At 63.7% G+C, this 15,783-nt stretch carries 20 protein-coding genes and 1 pseudogene; 7 read left to right on the forward strand and 14 right to left on the reverse strand.

Annotated elements, in window-relative coordinates:
• The first annotated feature begins 151 nt into the window (after positions 1–151).
• Together leuB and QA640_RS01590 are read left to right on the forward strand one after the other, a co-directional pair.
• Complete coding sequence (gene leuB / locus QA640_RS01585) at positions 152–1,264, forward strand: 3-isopropylmalate dehydrogenase (protein ID WP_283039039.1); 1,113 nt, start codon at positions 152–154, stop codon at positions 1,262–1,264.
• A 275-nt stretch (positions 1,265–1,539) separates the two neighbouring features.
• A pseudogene (locus QA640_RS01590) lies at positions 1,540–2,463 on the forward strand (IS630 family transposase); the annotation flags it as partial.
• A gap of 24 nt (positions 2,464–2,487) precedes the next feature.
• On the opposite strand, the gene QA640_RS01595 reads toward QA640_RS01590, so the two are convergent.
• The gene (locus tag QA640_RS01595; RefSeq protein ID WP_283039040.1) at positions 2,488–2,871 is read right to left on the reverse strand and encodes a hypothetical protein; all 384 of its coding nucleotides are present in this window, start codon (positions 2,869–2,871) and stop codon (positions 2,488–2,490) included.
• Positions 2,872–3,028: 157 nt separating this feature from the next.
• Positions 3,029–3,799, reverse strand: coding sequence for a hypothetical protein (locus QA640_RS01600; RefSeq protein WP_283039041.1), 771 nt, complete (start codon positions 3,797–3,799; stop codon positions 3,029–3,031).
• A 116-nt stretch (positions 3,800–3,915) separates the two neighbouring features.
• Between QA640_RS01600 and QA640_RS01605 the strand changes: the two genes are divergently transcribed.
• On the forward strand, positions 3,916–4,950 hold the full coding sequence (locus QA640_RS01605) for an aspartate-semialdehyde dehydrogenase (protein ID WP_283039042.1): 1,035 nt from the start codon (positions 3,916–3,918) through the stop codon (positions 4,948–4,950).
• Between the two features lie 151 nt (positions 4,951–5,101).
• Here the strand turns inward: QA640_RS01605 and QA640_RS01610 are convergent, their stop codons facing one another.
• A complete protein-coding gene (locus QA640_RS01610) occupies positions 5,102–5,746 on the reverse strand; it encodes a carbonic anhydrase (protein ID WP_283039043.1) in 645 nt (214 codons plus the stop codon).
• 108 nt (positions 5,747–5,854) lie between these two features.
• Here QA640_RS01610 and QA640_RS01615 point away from each other — a divergent pair, with 108 nt between their 5' ends.
• Positions 5,855–6,736 (forward strand): CoA ester lyase, encoded by an 882-nt coding sequence (locus tag QA640_RS01615; RefSeq protein ID WP_283039044.1) that lies wholly within the window; start codon positions 5,855–5,857, stop codon positions 6,734–6,736.
• A gap of 106 nt (positions 6,737–6,842) precedes the next feature.
• On the opposite strand, the gene QA640_RS01620 is transcribed toward QA640_RS01615, so the two are convergent.
• From QA640_RS01620 to QA640_RS01635, 4 genes are all read right to left on the reverse strand, one after another.
• Positions 6,843–7,262, reverse strand: a complete 420-nt coding sequence (locus QA640_RS01620; protein WP_283039045.1) for a hypothetical protein — start codon at positions 7,260–7,262, stop codon at positions 6,843–6,845.
• A 226-nt stretch (positions 7,263–7,488) separates the two neighbouring features.
• Positions 7,489–8,274 carry a hypothetical protein gene (locus QA640_RS01625; RefSeq protein ID WP_283039046.1) on the reverse strand — a complete coding sequence of 262 codons (786 nt, stop codon included), beginning with the start codon at positions 8,272–8,274 and terminating at the stop codon, positions 7,489–7,491.
• 140 nt (positions 8,275–8,414) lie between these two features.
• Positions 8,415–9,020 carry a 3-isopropylmalate dehydratase small subunit gene (gene leuD, locus QA640_RS01630; protein ID WP_283039047.1) on the reverse strand — a complete coding sequence of 202 codons (606 nt, stop codon included), beginning with the start codon at positions 9,018–9,020 and terminating at the stop codon, positions 8,415–8,417.
• 279 nt (positions 9,021–9,299) lie between these two features.
• A complete protein-coding gene (locus QA640_RS01635) occupies positions 9,300–9,698 on the reverse strand; it encodes a metallopeptidase family protein (RefSeq protein ID WP_283043088.1) in 399 nt (132 codons plus the stop codon).
• Positions 9,699–9,855: 157 nt separating this feature from the next.
• Between QA640_RS01635 and QA640_RS01640 the strand changes: the two genes are divergently transcribed.
• A complete protein-coding gene (locus QA640_RS01640; protein WP_283043089.1) occupies positions 9,856–10,152 on the forward strand; it encodes a hypothetical protein in 297 nt (98 codons plus the stop codon).
• A 10-nt stretch (positions 10,153–10,162) separates the two neighbouring features.
• On the opposite strand, the gene QA640_RS01645 is transcribed toward QA640_RS01640, so the two are convergent.
• Positions 10,163–10,375 carry a hypothetical protein gene (locus tag QA640_RS01645; RefSeq protein ID WP_283039048.1) on the reverse strand — a complete coding sequence of 71 codons (213 nt, stop codon included), beginning with the start codon at positions 10,373–10,375 and terminating at the stop codon, positions 10,163–10,165.
• Positions 10,376–10,633: 258 nt separating this feature from the next.
• Between QA640_RS01645 and QA640_RS01650 the strand changes: the two genes are divergently transcribed.
• Complete coding sequence (locus QA640_RS01650) at positions 10,634–10,852, forward strand: hypothetical protein (RefSeq protein ID WP_283039049.1); 219 nt, start codon at positions 10,634–10,636, stop codon at positions 10,850–10,852.
• Between the two features lie 97 nt (positions 10,853–10,949).
• Entirely contained in the window at positions 10,950–11,213 is a 264-nt protein-coding gene (locus tag QA640_RS01655) for a hypothetical protein (protein ID WP_283039050.1), read from the forward strand.
• 73 nt (positions 11,214–11,286) lie between these two features.
• Here the strand turns inward: QA640_RS01655 and QA640_RS01660 are convergent, their stop codons facing one another.
• The 6 genes from QA640_RS01660 to rpsP form a co-directional block, all read right to left on the reverse strand.
• The gene (locus tag QA640_RS01660; RefSeq protein WP_283039051.1) at positions 11,287–11,496 is read right to left on the reverse strand and encodes a hypothetical protein; all 210 of its coding nucleotides are present in this window, start codon (positions 11,494–11,496) and stop codon (positions 11,287–11,289) included.
• A gap of 98 nt (positions 11,497–11,594) precedes the next feature.
• On the reverse strand, positions 11,595–13,001 hold the full coding sequence (leuC, locus tag QA640_RS01665; RefSeq protein WP_283039052.1) for a 3-isopropylmalate dehydratase large subunit: 1,407 nt from the start codon (positions 12,999–13,001) through the stop codon (positions 11,595–11,597).
• A gap of 409 nt (positions 13,002–13,410) precedes the next feature.
• On the reverse strand, positions 13,411–13,791 hold the full coding sequence (gene rplS, locus QA640_RS01670) for a 50S ribosomal protein L19 (protein ID WP_283039053.1): 381 nt from the start codon (positions 13,789–13,791) through the stop codon (positions 13,411–13,413).
• A gap of 108 nt (positions 13,792–13,899) precedes the next feature.
• Positions 13,900–14,643: a tRNA (guanosine(37)-N1)-methyltransferase TrmD gene (gene trmD, locus QA640_RS01675; RefSeq protein WP_283043090.1), complete on the reverse strand. Its 744-nt coding sequence runs from the start codon at positions 14,641–14,643 to the stop codon at positions 13,900–13,902.
• Positions 14,644–14,755: 112 nt separating this feature from the next.
• Positions 14,756–15,301 (reverse strand): ribosome maturation factor RimM, encoded by a 546-nt coding sequence (rimM, locus tag QA640_RS01680; protein ID WP_283039054.1) that lies wholly within the window; start codon positions 15,299–15,301, stop codon positions 14,756–14,758.
• 9 nt (positions 15,302–15,310) lie between these two features.
• On the reverse strand, positions 15,311–15,643 hold the full coding sequence (gene rpsP / locus QA640_RS01685) for a 30S ribosomal protein S16 (protein WP_283039055.1): 333 nt from the start codon (positions 15,641–15,643) through the stop codon (positions 15,311–15,313).
• Positions 15,644–15,783 lie beyond the last annotated feature (140 nt).

The raw sequence follows: 15,783 nt of genomic DNA on the forward strand, positions 1-15,783 counted from the left end.
ACTTAGGTGGTGCTCAAGCCGGCAACAGCCGACTTGGATGCGCGAGTCCGGAATCCATTTCGCCGCCTGTTCCGTGGCCAGATGGATTCCAGGCTCGCTCGCCTTGCTCGCGCCCCGGAATGACGCGGTGAGATCGAGAGGAAAATTGACCATGGCGACCCATAAACTGCTGCTGCTCCCCGGTGACGGCATTGGCCCCGAGGTGATGGGCGAGGTGAAGCGGCTGATCGACTGGCTCAATGCGGCAGGGATCGCCAAATTCGAGACCGATACCGGCCTCGTCGGCGGCGCCGCCTATGACGCGCACAAGGTGTCGATCTCCGAGGGCGACATGGCCAAGGCCAAGGACGCCGATGCCGTCATTTTCGGTGCGGTCGGCGGCCCGAAGTGGGATGCCGTGCCCTATGAGGTGCGCCCCGAAGCCGGCCTGCTCCGGCTGCGCAAGGATCTCGCTTTGTTCGCCAACCTCCGCCCTGCCGTCTGTTATCCGGCCCTCGCGGACGCATCGAGCCTGAAGCGTGAGGCCGTCGAGGGCCTCGACATCGTCATCGTGCGCGAGCTCACCGGCGGCGTCTATTTCGGCGAGCCCAAGACCATCACCGATCTCGGCAACGGCCAGAAGCGCGCCATCGATACCCAGGTCTACGACACCTACGAGATCGAGCGCATCGCCCGTGTCGCCTTTGACCTCGCCAGGAAGCGCCGCAACAAGGTGACGTCGATGGAGAAGCGCAACGTCATGAAGTCTGGCGTGCTCTGGAACGAGGTGGTGACGCAAGTCCACAAGCGCGAATACGCGGACGTGACGCTCGAGCATCAGCTCGCCGATTCCGGCGGCATGATGCTGGTGAAATGGCCCAAGCAGTTCGACGTGATCGTCACCGACAATCTGTTCGGCGACATGCTGTCGGACATCGCGGCGATGCTGACCGGCTCGCTCGGCATGCTGCCCTCGGCTTCGCTCGGCGAAGTGGATGTGAAGAGCAAGAAGCGCAAGGCGCTGTATGAGCCCGTGCACGGCTCGGCGCCCGACATCGCCGGCAAGGGCCTCGCCAACCCGATCGCGATGATCTCCTCCTTCGGCATGGCGCTGCGCTACTCCTTCGATATGGGCGCGCTCGCCGACAAGCTGGACGCCGCGATATCAGCCGTGCTGGCGAGCGGCCTGCGCACTGCCGACATCAAGTCGGAAGGCACGACCGCCGCCTCCACCACGCAGATGGGCGAAGCGATCTTGAAGGAATTGCAGAAGCTGCACGCGTAAGCGCAGCAGAGTTGTAGCAATCGTAGCAAGGGTGGGCAAAGCGCAGCGTGCCCACCACTTCTGTCGTCATTGCTGAGAGATGGTGGGCACGGCGCAAGAGCGCCTTTGCCCAACCTTTTATTTCCCAAACAAAATGGCCGGGCAATGCCCGGCCATTTCGATTCAGGCGTAGCTGTTGTTACTAGAGCGGTAGCCCATCTTACTGAATCGTTGGGGATTCCCAAATCAGCGGTTTCCTGATTCAAGCTGTTGGCCGGGACCGGAGGCCGGCGAGCATGGCGAAACCGTTGTCGATGGATCTTCGCGAACGTGTTCTTAGCTGTATTGAGAGCGGCGTTTCAGGCCGGCAGGCTGCTGAGCGATTTGGAGTGAGCCCGGCCAGCGTAAGCCGTTGGCGAACGCGCGAGCGGGAGCAAGGCGATGCTCTGCCAAAGGCTCAAGGCGGTGATCGCAAATCGCACCGGATCGATGCTCACCAGGCGGCGATCATAGCTTTGCTCGAGGCGTCGCCCGATATCACCATTGAGGAATTGCGGCACAGCTTGAGCAAACAAGGCCTATCCTTTGGCTATGGCACGATCCGCCGCTTCTTCGAACGTCACAAGATCACGCGCAAAAAAAGACTGCCCATGCCGCAGAGCAGAACCGTCCGGACGTTTTGAAGGACCGCGAGGCTTGGCGCGAGAGCCAGGACAAGCTCGACCGGGATCGCCTCGTCTTCATTGATGAGACTTGGGCATCGACCAACATGGCGCGAACACACGGCCGCTGCCGGCGCGGTGGCCAGCATTCCTCACGGTCACTGGAAAACGACAACCTGCGTAGCCGCCCTCACCACGAACGGCATCATCGCTCCATGGGTGCTCGATGGCCCCATCAACCGCGACGCCTTTGAGACCTATGTCGAAAAAGTGCTCGTCCCCGAGCTGCCGGAACACGCCATCGTCATCATGGACAACCTGTCCAGCCACAAAGGACCACGCATACGCAAGATGATCGAGGCGGCCGGCGCCACGCTCCTCTATCTCCCGCCCTACAGCCCCGACCTCAATCCGATTGAGAACGCCTTCGCCAAGCTCAAAGCACACTTGCGAAAGGCCGCCGAACGGACCATCGGCGGCCTTTGGGATGCGATCGGGCGCATCGTCGACACCTACACGCCCGCAGAGTCTAGGAACTACTTCGCCGCCGCCGGCTATTTGCAATCTGATCGGCTAACGCTTCTAGTACAGCGGGAACGCCGTGGGGTAACCGCCGAGATCGGCCGGCGGCGAGAGCGGCTGGCGATCGATCGGACGGTTGTTGTTCTCACGCGCGAAGGTCGGATAGCCGATCGCAGGCGGGAAGGCATAGTCGGAGAACTTGCGGTCGCCCGGATTGACCTCGGTGCCGCCGTCCAGCCAGGAGCGCTTGCTGACATAGATGCGGGTACGCGGGCCCTGCTGATAAACAACGTTGGGGCCGCCCGGTCCGTAATAGACGCGACCGCGATCGTCATAGGTGCGCTTGGTCCTGGCATCGGCCGAGGCGGTCAGGCCGATGGCGGCAACAGCGCCGGCCGCAAGCCAGATCGCCAATTTGTTCGCGGCAGAGAATTTCGAGCTCATCACGTCCCCTTCAGGCGGCAGGGCCGCCAATCGATTTCGCCCCATACTAGCGCGCCGGGCGTGGCCGGAACTAGGTCAATTGGGTCACACCGCGCCGGAATAATTGTAGCAACGACCAAAAGTTGCATGAAAACCAGCCACTTGGGCTTGATGCGCGTCAAAGCGCGCCGCGCAGCTGCGCATTTCCAGCGACCATCAGCCAGTCCGCGGCAGCAGGGGTGCGGCAAGAGCGGCGCTTGAGCTCGGCATGGGCGAACAATTCGGCCAGCTTCGGCTCGTTGCCGGAGGCGAGCAGCGTCAGCCGGTTCAATGTGCAGGCGATTGCGGCGCGCCGGGCGGGCAGTGCGTCACCCTGGCACGACCAGCCGGAGATCTGAAGCGGGGGCTCCACGATCCGCTTGACATAGCCGAGACAGCCCGACGCCTGCCCGCTCGGGCGATACAGGGCTACGGGCCCGAACTTGCTGTCGATGACGCCGGCTTCCTCGATCGGCGTCGCGTCCTTGAGGCCCCTCCGGGCCGGCAGGCGTGCCGCCGGATCGAACTCGCCGCCGGGGCGGTAGATTTCGAGCTCGGCGACTGGCACCGGCGGATCGCCGACCCAGCGCATGACGTCCATGCGGCCGCCCTCGGGATGCCGAAGGATGATGTAAGCGGCTGTTTTACCGTTGGAATCGAGCCGGCTGACGGCAAAGGCCGGACGCGAGCGGTCGGCCACGTTCCAGCCTGGCCTTGTCGCTACCTCGTCGTCATGCAGGCTCGGCAACTGGCCGAGTGTGGCAAGCAACAGGATGCCAAGCAGCGCCAGCGTCCCCAGATAGGCGAACAGGCGCGCCAGCGTGCCAACGATCTCGTCGGCGAAGCCTAGGAGTGCCAGATGGACCCAGGTTCTGGGAAGTGCGGCCGCGGGGGCATGGTACGGCGGCATCCAATGCCTTCTGGCACGGTCAAACGTTGTCTTGAGGGCGGTTCTCGCATAGAAGCGCTGCTCTTCCTGCTTAAGCGCACAGCTTTCGGAAGGCCTTTTTCATCGGAGAGTGAACGATGGGTTACAAAGTCGCAGTCGTTGGAGCGACCGGCAATGTCGGACGGGAGATGCTCAACATCCTCGATGAGCGCAAATTCCCCGCGGACGAGGTCGTGGCGTTGGCCTCACGCCGCAGCGTCGGCGTCGAGGTCTCCTATGGCGATCGGACCTTGAAGGTCAAAGCGCTCGAGCACTACGACTTCTCCGACATCGACATCTGCCTGATGTCGGCGGGCGGCTCGGTCTCGAAGGAATGGTCACCGAAGATCGGCGCCGTCGGCGCGGTCGTGATCGACAATTCCTCGGCCTGGCGCATGGATCCGGACGTGCCGCTGATCGTGCCCGAGGTGAATGCCGATGCGACCAAGGGCTTCGCCAAGAAGAACATCATCGCCAACCCGAACTGCTCGACCGCGCAGCTCGTCGTCGCGCTGAAGCCGCTGCACGACAAGGCCACCATCAAGCGCGTCGTGGTCTCGACCTATCAATCGGTCTCGGGCGCCGGCAAGGACGCGATGGACGAATTGTTCTCGCAGACCAAGGCCGTCTACACCAATGACGAGCTGGTCGCGAAGAAATTCCCCAAGCGCATCGCCTTCAACGTCATCCCCCACATCGACGTCTTCATGGAGGACGGCTACACCAAGGAAGAGTGGAAGATGATGGCGGAGACCAAGAAGATCCTTGATCCCAAGATCAAGCTCTCCGCGACCTGCGTGCGCGTGCCTGTCTTCGTCGGTCATTCGGAAGCCGTCAACGTCGAGTTCGAGACCCCGCTCGCGCCAGACGAGGCGCGCGAGATCCTGCGCAAGGCGCCCGGCTGCCTCGTGATCGACAAGCAGGAGCCCGGCGGCTACGCCACGCCGTACGAGGCGGCCGGCGAGGACGCGACCTATATCAGCCGCATCCGCGAGGACGCCACGGTGGAGAACGGTCTCGCGTTCTGGTGCGTGTCGGACAATCTTCGCAAGGGCGCCGCGCTGAATGCGATCCAGATCGCCGAAGTTTTGATCAACCGCAAGCTGATCACCGCGAAGAAGAAGGCGGCGTAACGAGCTGCCGTAGGCGTAGGATCTGCGTAGCAACCATTAAAGCGAGGTCCGATTGCTGTGAGCATGACGCCGTGCTCGGGTCCGTCAAGGCGTGGCCAGGCGGCGGCGGGAGGTGGGCACGGCGCTTCGCGCCTTTGCCCACCTTACGAACTCACGCCGCGTCGCGTACGCTCTTGAATTCCTTCGCGACCTTGTCGAGCACGAACAGAGATCCTTCCGCGACGCCGAAATAAGCGCCGTGGAGCTGCATCTGGCCGGTATCGACAGCCTTGCGCACGAACGGGAAGGTCATGAGGTTTTCGAGGCTGCGGAACACCGCGGCCTTCTCGATGCGCTCGACGAATTGCGCCATCGTCTCGTGGTTGCGCTGCTCGACGACCTCGCCGGGCTTGATGAACATCTGCATCCATTTGCCGATGAAGTCGCCCGGCGTCAGCGGCTCGATCTTGTCGACGAAGGCGCGGATGCCGCCGCATTGCGCGTGCCCGAGCACCACGATGTGTTTGACGCGCAGCACCGTCACGGCATATTCCAGCGCCGCCGAGACGCCATGCGCATTCTCGTCGGGCTGATACACCGGCACCAGATTGGCGATGTTTCGGACGACGAAGAGCTCGCCCGGGCCGACGTCGAAGATCACTTCGGGTGAGACGCGGGAATCGCAGCAGCCGATCACCATCACTTCGGGCGACTGCCCTTTCACCGACAGCTCGCGGTAGCGGCTCTGCTCGGCCGGCAATCGCTGGGTGGCGAAGGCCTTGTAGCCTTGCAGCAAGTGCTCAGGGAATGTGATCATGGCCTATGCCTAATCATATACCGCAGGGGCGAACAAGCCTTTCGAATAGGCAGGCCAGGTGCTATCGGCTCCTGAGGGAACACACTTGAACTTCAAGGGAGCGCCAGCATGACCCGTCCGCGCCGCAGCCACCTGTTCATGCCCGGCTCCAACCCCCGCGCGCTGGAAAAGGCCCGCAACCTGGCGGCCGACGGCCTGATCCTGGATCTTGAGGATTCCGTCGCTCCCGACGCCAAGGCGGTGGCGCGGGACCAGATCGCGGCCGCGATTGCCGCCAGAGGTTTTGGCAAGCGCGAGATCCTGATCCGGACCAACGGCCTCGATACGCCCTGGTGGGCCGATGACGTCGCCATGGCCGCCAAGGTATCGCCGGATGGCATCCTGGTTCCGAAGGTCTCCAGCGTCGAGGATCTCGACATGATCGGCAGCCGGCTGGCCGAGCTCGGCGCGGCTCCGACGGTGAAGGTCTGGGCCATGATCGAAACCGCGCGCGCGGTGCTGCACGCGGAAGAGCTCTCGGCCGCCGCGCGCGATCCGGTCACCCGCCTCGTCGGCTACGTGTTCGGACCGAACGACATTTCGCGCGAGACGCGGATCAGGATGCTGCCGGGCCGCGCCGCGATGATCCCGATGATGACCCACTGCATCCTGGCGACGCGCGCGCACGGCCTCGAAATCCTCGACGGGCCCTATAGCGACATCAACAACTCGAGCGGCTTTGCGACGGAATGCGCGCAAGGCCGCGATCTCGGCTTCGACGGCAAGACACTGATTCATCCCTCGCAGATCGAAGCCTGCAACGCGATCTTCACGCCACCCGAAGAGGATGTCGCGCGCGCCCGAAAAATCATCGCGGCGTTCGAATTGCCGGAGAACGTCTCGCGCGGCGCAATCCGCCTCGACGGCCAGATGGTGGAGCGGCTGCACGCCGACATGGCGCGCCGCACGATCGAGATCGCGGACGCGATCGCGGCGATGGGGAAAGGCTAGAGCCGCTCGAGCTGGGCGGATGCTCGGCGTCACGGACGCCGGCGACGTAAGTCCGCTGCTGAGAGCCAAGTAAGTCGGGCCTTCGTGCGGCAAAACCTCAGGCGTCTCAGTGCGGCGCGAGATCGGCGCGATCGAGTGACGTCAGCGTGGACGCGTTCGGGCAATAGCCGTGATAGTTCTCCGCAGCGCTGCCGTCGGCGAGATCGCGGTCGCATTGCGGCTTGTTACGGCACAGCGCGCAGACCCGTTCCATATCACGCAGCAGAAGCGGTTGCGCGCGGCCGAGCTGCTCTTCGCTGATGCCGAGCTGTTCGAGCATCTTGGGAAGCTCATCGGCGGCATGATGGCCGTGACGGACCAGCTCTTCGAGGTCAACCGGCGACACGCGCAGATCGCTCGCGATCCGGTTGAAATCGGAACGATCGAGCTGCCGCATCTCGTTCAGCTCGCGGCGATGCTTCAGCCAGCCGGCAAAGGAATCGATGAGGTCCTGAACCACGGGATAGGGTCTGCTCTGGGTGCTCATCTCGAAGCTCCATCGGTATTGGAGGCAATAGAGCAGACATGCAGGAAATTTCGTTGCGCTGGATCAAATTGGAATCAGCGGGCTGCTGATCTCGTGTTCCGGACGCGCTGCAGCGTGAAACGCTGCTGCGCAGAGCCGGGACCTATCTCGCTTTCATCGCTGGGCCCCGGCTCAGCAGCGCATCGCTTCGCGCTGCCCCTGCGTCCGGGGCACGAGAGCAGAGTTGTTACGCAAACCGCTCCGCTGCCCAGGCGTACAGACTCCCAGGAATCGGCTTCTGGCCACCGCGACCCTTGGGCGAGATGTGCAGGCCGATGATGTCGGGGTTGGCGATGAGGCCGAGATAGTTGGACGGTTCGAAGAACAGTTTTGGCTCGGCGTGCACGGCGTAGAACGATTGCTTCGGCAGTGCCTGCTGCAATTCGCCGAAGCGATGCGCGAGTGCGGTCAGCGCAGCGGGGCCATAAATCGCGACGCGAATATCCGAGAGCCGGTTCGAGCCGCCGCGCAGGCGGCGCATCGCAAAGGTCAGGCGATGGCGCAATGATAGCCAGTCCGGCGTCAGCTCCTCCTGCTCCATCAGCGCCTCGAATGCGCTGATGATGCCGTGCTTCGCCGGCAGATAGAGCACGGAGTTGCCGAGCTGGCGCGGCCGCTCCCAGGCGAAATAGGGTTTTGCCGGATCGATCTCGACAGGCTTCAGGAGCAGCACATCGGCGTCGAGCCACAGGCCAGCGCCCTTCGCCATCAGCTTCATCCGGAAGAAGTCGCTGAATTGCAGCGTGGTCCAGTCGCGCCAGCTTCCGTCCGGCTGCGGCGGCCGCAGCTTTTCGGAGAACACGTGCGGCAGGATCGCTTCGGCCTCGGCATTGTCGACGCCCGCGGGCAGACCCGGAATGGTGTCGAAGCTGTAGACGGTGACCTTGTGGCCGGCCGCGAGCTGCGAGCGCAGACAGGTCTGGCGCAGCGCATCCATCGGGCCATGCCAGAAGGTGACGACGTCGGGCAACATACGCGGAAGCTATAGATGACAAACGCAGGAGGGCAAAGAACAAGCGGGCAAAGAACAAGCGAGCAAACAACAAGCCCCGGCGCCGTCAGCACCGGGGCTCGAAACGGTGGCCGATCTCAGGCCCAAGTTCAGGCCCAAGTTCAGGCCCAAGCGCGTTCGCGCTTGAGCTTTTCCTCGTAGGTGTCGATCGAGGCCTTCTTCTCCATCGTGAGGCCAATGTCGTCCAGGCCGTTGATCAGGCAGTGCTTGCGGAACGGATCGATCTCGAACTTGACCTTGCCGCCGTCGGGACCGCGGATCTCCTGGTTCGGCAGGTCGATGGTGAGCGTCGCATTGGCGCCGCGCTCGGCATCGTCGAACAGCTTGTCGAGGTCTGCCTGGGAGACGCGGATCGGCAGAATGCCGTTCTTGAAGCAGTTATTGTAGAAGATGTCGCCGAACGAGGTCGAGATCACGCAGCGGATGCCGAAGTCGAGCAGCGCCCAGGGCGCGTGCTCGCGGCTCGAGCCGCAGCCGAAATTGTCGCCGGCAACGATCACCTTGGCGTTGCGGTAGGCCGGCTGGTTGAGCACGAAGTCCGGATTCTCGCTGCCGTCGTCCTTGTAGCGCTGCTCGGAGAAAAGCCCCTTGCCAAGGCCGGTGCGCTTGATGGTCTTCAGATACTGCTTCGGAATGATCATGTCGGTGTCGACATTGATGATCTTCAGCGGTGCCGCGACGCCTTCCAGCGTGGTGAACTTGTCCATGGTTGCGCTTCCCGGGGATGGTACAGGAGAACGGCTATTTATCGCGATCGAGGCCCAAATCCTAGGCCAAATTCGGCAGGTCTGCCTTACCTCTCCCGCTTGCGGGGCTTGAGGCCGGACTGGTGCGGCATCGGGATTGCGCCTCTCCCGCATGCGGAAGAGGTCGGCGCGCAGCGCCGGGTGAGGGTTCTTTCCGCTTGGGGATTGTCCCATTGCGGAGACAGCCTCTCCCCAGCCCTCTCCCGCAAGCGGGAGAGGGGGCGCACCTGCTGGCGCGTCCTAATCAGCCCCAGACTCAATCGCGGCCATATCGTCGTCCGACAGGCCGAAATGGTGGCCGATCTCGTGGATCAGCACATGGCGCACGATATGGCCGAGGCTCTCCTCGTGCTCCGCCCAGTAGTCCAGGATCGGCCGGCGATAGAGCCAGACCATGTTCGGCAGTCGCGCCACGTCGCCAAGGCTCTGCTGCGGTAGGCCGACCCCCTGGAACAGGCCAAGCAGGTCGAACTCACTTTCGCAGTCCATCTCGTCCAGGACGTCCTCGGTCGGGAAGTCGTCGACGCGGATGATCACGCCTTCGCAGAGATCGCGAAACTGTTTGGGCAGCCGCTCGAAGATGTCATGCGCCACCACTTCCATTTCGGCCAGCGAGGGCGCTTTCAATTCCGTCCACATGCCCTCTCTTAGCGCGGGTTCCATGGCGATGCATCCCGCTTTATGATCGCGGCAAGGTTGACGCGCGGCGCCAAAACGGGGAGCGTACGGCGCCTCGATGGGGACGGTTCAGGTGGGTGGTATGATGCGGGCGGGAACAGCATTGATTTTGCTTTGCATGGGGTTGTTTTCGCTTTTTTTGTTGCCTGACGCCGGCGCGCAAGCCCGGACCGCGGCTGCGGGCATCAAGCTGGCCCAGGCCTTTCCGCCAGATGTCCTGCCGCCGGATGCCCCGTCTCCGCGCCGCCGGCCGCGGCTCCGCGTGGTGCCGTACGAGACGCCGGATGGGGTCTATCCGCGCTACAATCCCGGCCCTGACGCGGTGCGCGAATGCAACGCCACCTATGTGCAGGAATATCGGCCGAGCGGCACGGTGATCGTGCCGCGGATGAGCTGCTACTGGCGACGCGGTTGACGTCTCGCGCCTAACGACCGCGCAGCGCACCGATCAGGCCGACGCCGACGACGAGTGCGGACGCGCCATAGACCAGGATCGCCATCACGGCTTGTGCCAATGGGCTCGCCGTGCCGGCTTCGACGCCCGGCCCCTGTGCGGCGAGCGCCGCCTCCGAACCGAACAGCGTGACCGTTGAAACCGCAAGGCGAGAAACCGGCAGCCCGCCGCGAGACTGTGCCATGACCATCTCCTGCATCTGGTCGTCCAGAAGATACGCCGATCGTTGACGGTTGGTTTTGTTGGCGCAAACGAAATGTGTTCGCGCGGGTCTCGAAAGCATCGGGCCGCGGGACTTTCGCGTGCATCTCTTTGCAGTCACCTTTGCGGCCCGTTCATTCATACACGATTCAGCCCGCTGGCTCTAGCGTTCTCCTCCGTGACGCCATGCTGGATTGCGTCACACTTGTTGCGTCACTTTTGGAGATCGGAGGAGGACGACATGCAATCCACGAACGTCAAGGTGCTTGGTCTCGCTGCCATCGCAGCGGTACTGATGTGTGCTGTGCCCGTCGAGCGCGCGCAGGCCGTATCGCTGATCAATCCCGGCGCCGCGCCGTCGGTGCAGGATGTCGCGAGTCCAACAACGGAAGTGCATTGGCATGGCTGGCACCATCATCATTGGCGCTGGCACCGCTGGCATCACCGCCACTGGTGGTAACGCGTCGATCGGCGGCAAAACAGGCCCGGATCGCCGGGCCTGTTTTCGCTTGCAGGCGCTATCGTGAAGGCCCCATGCTGGAGGCATGGAGATTGTCATGAAGACAGCGATCGTGATCGTCGGCGCCTTTGGACTGGCGATGGCCCTGCCGGAGGGCTCGATTGCGGCGGCGTCAATCGCAACGCAGCAGCAGGCCTCAGTGCGAACGGTCGATTTCGGAATGCGGCGTCACGACCGATACGCACGCAGCGTTCGGCACGTGCCCTACCAGCCGCACTACTACGCCAGGCCCGTCTATTATCGTCCCTATCCTTACGGCGTGCCCGCTCCCTTCGTGCTCGGATTCGGGCCGTGGTGGTGACGGCGCGCTCTTTGGTGATGTGAGGCGCAACGGCTGAATCGAAAAGGGCGCCCTTGGTTTGCGCTGTGCCAGCTCAGAGCCAATCCCTGAGCTTCCACGATGCTGACTTCCAGCGCATCAGATTGTCGAGCTTCCATTGCCGAAACATCGCCGGCGGCCAGCGGCTCAGGCGCGACGTCTCCTCGACCTCGGGCTTGGCGGCGACGCGCAACGGCGCCGCGCGCCGCCGATGCTGGCGTGTCGCATCGCTGATGAGATCGACATATTCCGGCTTGTTGGCCATGGCCTTTTCATCCTCGCGAGCTCGTCGCGAGGATGAAGTCTTCGGGCATACCGCTTAAGGCAGGCTTGCCCGGATCGTTAGAATTGCGCGGGAGTGGCTCAGCGCCAATCCCTGACGTCAACGAAGTGACCCGCGATCGCTGCTGCCGCTGCCATCGCCGGCGAGACGAGGTGCGTGCGGCCCTTGAAGCCCTGGCGGCCCTCGAAATTGCGGTTCGAGGTCGAAGCGCAGCGCTCTTCCGGCTTCAGCTTGTCGGGGTTCATGGCAAGGCACATCGAGCAGCCCGGCTCGCGCCATTCGAAGCCGGCCTTGATGAAGATCTTGTCGAGACCTTCGGCTTCGGCCTGCTCCTTCACGATGCCGGAGCCCGGCACGACCATGGCGTTGACGTGGGCGCTGACGGTCTTGCCCTCGGCGATCTTCGCCGCGGCGCGCAGGTCCTCGATGCGGCCGTTGGTGCAGGAGCCGATGAAGACGCGATCGAGCTTGATGTCGGTGATCTTCGTGCCCGCGGCCAGGCCCATATATTTCAGCGCGCGATGCTTGGAGAGGCGCTTGGCCTCATCCTCGATCTTGTCCGGATCCGGCACGAGGCCGGTCACCGAGATCACGTCCTCAGGGCTTGTGCCCCAGGTCACGATCGGCGGCAGCTTGGCGGCATCCAGCCGCAGTTCGTGGTCGAAATGCGCGCCGTCATCGGAGCGCAACTTCTCCCAATAGCGCATCGCGGCGTCCCAGGCGGCACCCTGCGGCGCCTTCGGGCGGCCGCGCAGGAAATCGAACGCCTTCTGGTCGGGGGCGACGAGGCCGGCGCGCGCGCCGCCTTCGATCGACATGTTGCAGACCGTCATGCGGCCTTCCATGCTGAGCGCGCGGATCGCGTCACCGGCGTATTCCAGCACGTAGCCGGTGCCGCCGGCGGTGCCGATCTCGCCGATGATGGCCAGGATGATGTCCTTGCCTGTCACGCCCTCCGGCAATTTGCCGTCGACGGTGACGCGCATGTTCTTCGCCTTCTTCTGGATCAGCGTCTGCGTCGCCAGCACGTGCTCGACCTCGCTCGTGCCGATGCCGTGCGCGAGTGCGCCGAACGCGCCATGCGTCGAAGTGTGGCTGTCACCGCAGACGATGGTGGTGCCGGGCAGCGTAAATCCCTGCTCGGGGCCGATGACGTGGACGATGCCCTGGCGCCTGTCGAACTCGTTGTAATATTCGATGCCGAATTCCTTGGCGTTCTCGGCGAGCGCTTTGATCTGCTCGATGCTCTCGGGGTCGGGATTCGGCTTGGTGCGGTCGGTGGTCGGCACGTTGTGGTCGACGACGGCGAGCGTCTTCTCCGGCGCGTGCACCTTGCGGCCGGTGGCGCGCAGGCCTTCGAAGGCCTGCGGCGAGGTCACTTCGTGCACCAGATGGCGGTCGATATAGAGCAGGCAGGTGCCGTCCTCGGCTTCGTGCACCAGATGGTCGTTCCAGATCTTGTCGTACAGCGTGGTCGGTTTGGACATGAGCGTGAGCTCCGGGAATGTTGTGTGAGCGAAACGCGCGCCTTACGCGCGGGGCATCAAAAATCGTCAGCGCAGCGTTTAAGCTGCGCGCCTAAGCTCTGACGTTGCCGAGGTCGCAAATCGTCCGAAGAACCGGCCAGGCAGCCGCGAGCGATCGTCGATGACGATGCGCTTGATGGGTGCGAAGCTGGTCAGATCTGGAAACATTCTAGAGGCTATATAACACGCGGAGTTAAAAGCGCGAGAGCCTTCCCTGACCGTCATTGCGAGCGAAGCGACGCAATCCAGAATGCAGCCGCGGAAACAGTCTGGATTGCTTCGTCGCTTGGCTCCGCGCAATGACGACGTACGCAACAAAAAAGCGCGAAGCCAAGCCCCGCGCTTTTTGCCGATCCGCCTGTTGCGAAGATTACTCGTTGACTGCGGCCGCGCGGTCCTGCTTCTCGACGATGCGAGCCGACTTGCCGCGGAGATTGCGCAGGTAATAGAGCTTGGCGCGACGCACCTTGCCGCGACGCACCACCTTGATCGAGTCGATCATCGGCGAGAGCAGCGGGAATACGCGCTCGACGCCCTCGCCGTAGGAGATCTTGCGCACGGTGAAGCTCTCGTTGAGGCCACCGCCGGAACGGCCGATGCAGACGCCCTCATAGGCCTGCACGCGGGTGCGGTCGCCTTCGACGACCTTCACGTTGACGATCACGGTGTCGCCGGGGGCGAATTCCGGAATCTCCTTGCTGGCGGAGAGCTTGTCGAATTGCTCTTTTTCGAGCTGCTTGATCAGGTTCATGGGTAACTCCATCGGCGCGCCCAGCCTTGAGAAACGGGGGCTGCGCGAAATTCGTCTATCCAGCCATTGCGGATTTGGCCGCTCCTATAAGGCACGCGGGAGCGTTTGTCACCCGTCTGTCGTGTTTTTTGGCGTTTTTTGGCCGACCGCCCGATTCTCGGCTTTTTCCCACAAATCCGGGCGCCGGGCGGCCGTCAGGGCCTCGGATTCGGCCCGCCGCCAGGCCGCAACCTTGGCGTGGTCGCCGGAGGTGAGGATTTGGGGGATCGGAACCCCCTCAAACAGCTGCGGACGGGTGTATTGAGGGTATTCCAGAAGACCGTCCGAAAAGCTCTCCTCGGTCCCCGAAGCCTCCTTGCCCATCACCCCCGGCAAGAGCCGGACACAGGCGTCGATCAGCGCCAGCGCGGCGATTTCGCCACCTGAGAGCACGTAATCCCCGATCGAGACCTCCTCCAGGCCCCGTGCGTCGATCACCCGCTGGTCGATCCCCTCGAACCGGCCGCAGACGATCAGGGGGCCGGGGCCCTGTGCCAGCTCCACCACGCGGGCCTGGGTCAATGGCCGACCCCGGGGGCTCATCAGCAGCTTTGGCCGCCCCTCGCCGATTTCGGCGGCATCGATGGCCGCTGCCAGGACATCCGCCCGCAGCACCATGCCCGGGCCGCCACCGGCCGGTGTGTCGTCGACGCTGCGGTGGCGGTCGGTCGCAGACGCCCGGATGTCCCGCGCCTCGAGCTCCCAGAGACCCGCGGCCAGCGCCCGGCCAGCGAGGCTCACGCCGAGCGGTCCCGGAAACATCTCCGGAAACAGCGTCAGCACGGTCGCGCGCCAGGGTGAGGGGTTCGTCATTGCTTCCATTCTCGTCGTCCCGGACAGCGAAGCGCGATCCGGGACCCAATCACCGCAGGTCGTTTTTGCGATGATCGGGGCCATCAGCTTAACCAAAAACTACGTTTTGTGGTTATGGGTCCCCGCCGGGACGACTCGGGACGGAGTCTTCGTCCTCGCCCTCGATCTCCTGCGGCAGCGCGATCACGACGCGACCGCCTGCAAGATCGACCTCCGGCACCACCGCATTGGAGAACGGCAGCAGCATCGTCGTGCCTTTCGGGGGCGCGATCTCGATGATGTCGCCAGCGCCGAAATTATGGATCGCGAGCACGCGGCCGAGTGCATTGCCGGCCGTGGTGACGGCGGCGAGCCCGATCAAATCGGTGTGGTAATATTCGTCCTCGTCGGTCGCGGGCAGCTTTTCGCGCGCGACGTAGAGCTCGATGCCGTTGAGGCGCTCGGCCTCATCGCGGGTCGTGACGCCCTTGAACGTCGCGACCAGATGATCCTTGGCTTCACGCGCTTGCGCGACTTCGAACTGGCGCGCGCCGTCCTTGGTAACGAGCGGACCATAACGCTGCACGGCAAAGGGATCTTCGGTGAAGGTCCACAATTTGACCGCGCCGCGCACACCATGCGCGGCGCCGATCCGCGCGACGCAGACCAGCGCCGGCATGGGCTGGCCTTAGCCCTTCGCGGCGGCTTCGGCCTGTGCCTTGCGCTCCTTGCGCGGCACGGCCTTCTGCGGGTTGCTGCGCGCTTCGCGCTTCTTGACGCCGGCGGCATCGAGGAAGCGCATCACGCGGTCCGACGGCTGCGCGCCCTTGGCGAGCCAGGCCTTCACCTTGTCCATGTCGAGCTTGAGGCGCGCCTCGTTGTCCTTCGCCAGCAGCGGGTTGAAATAGCCGAGACGCTCGATGAAGCGGCCATCGCGCGGGAAGCGCGAGTCGGCGGCGACGACGTGATAGACGGGGCGCTTCTTGGTGCCCGCGCGCGCGAGGCGGATAACGACTGGCATGTTGGTCTCCTGAGTGTCTGTTAATTGAAAGGTTGGTACGACATTGCGAGCGAAGCGAAGCAATCCGGAAATCTTTCCGCGGAAACAGTCTGGATTGCTTCGTCGCGGAGCCTGTCATCGGGCCGGCCGAAGGCCGGACC

Origin of the sequence: Bradyrhizobium sp. CB82 (assembly GCF_029714405.1) — a bacterium.
GTDB lineage: Bacteria > Pseudomonadota > Alphaproteobacteria > Rhizobiales > Xanthobacteraceae > Bradyrhizobium.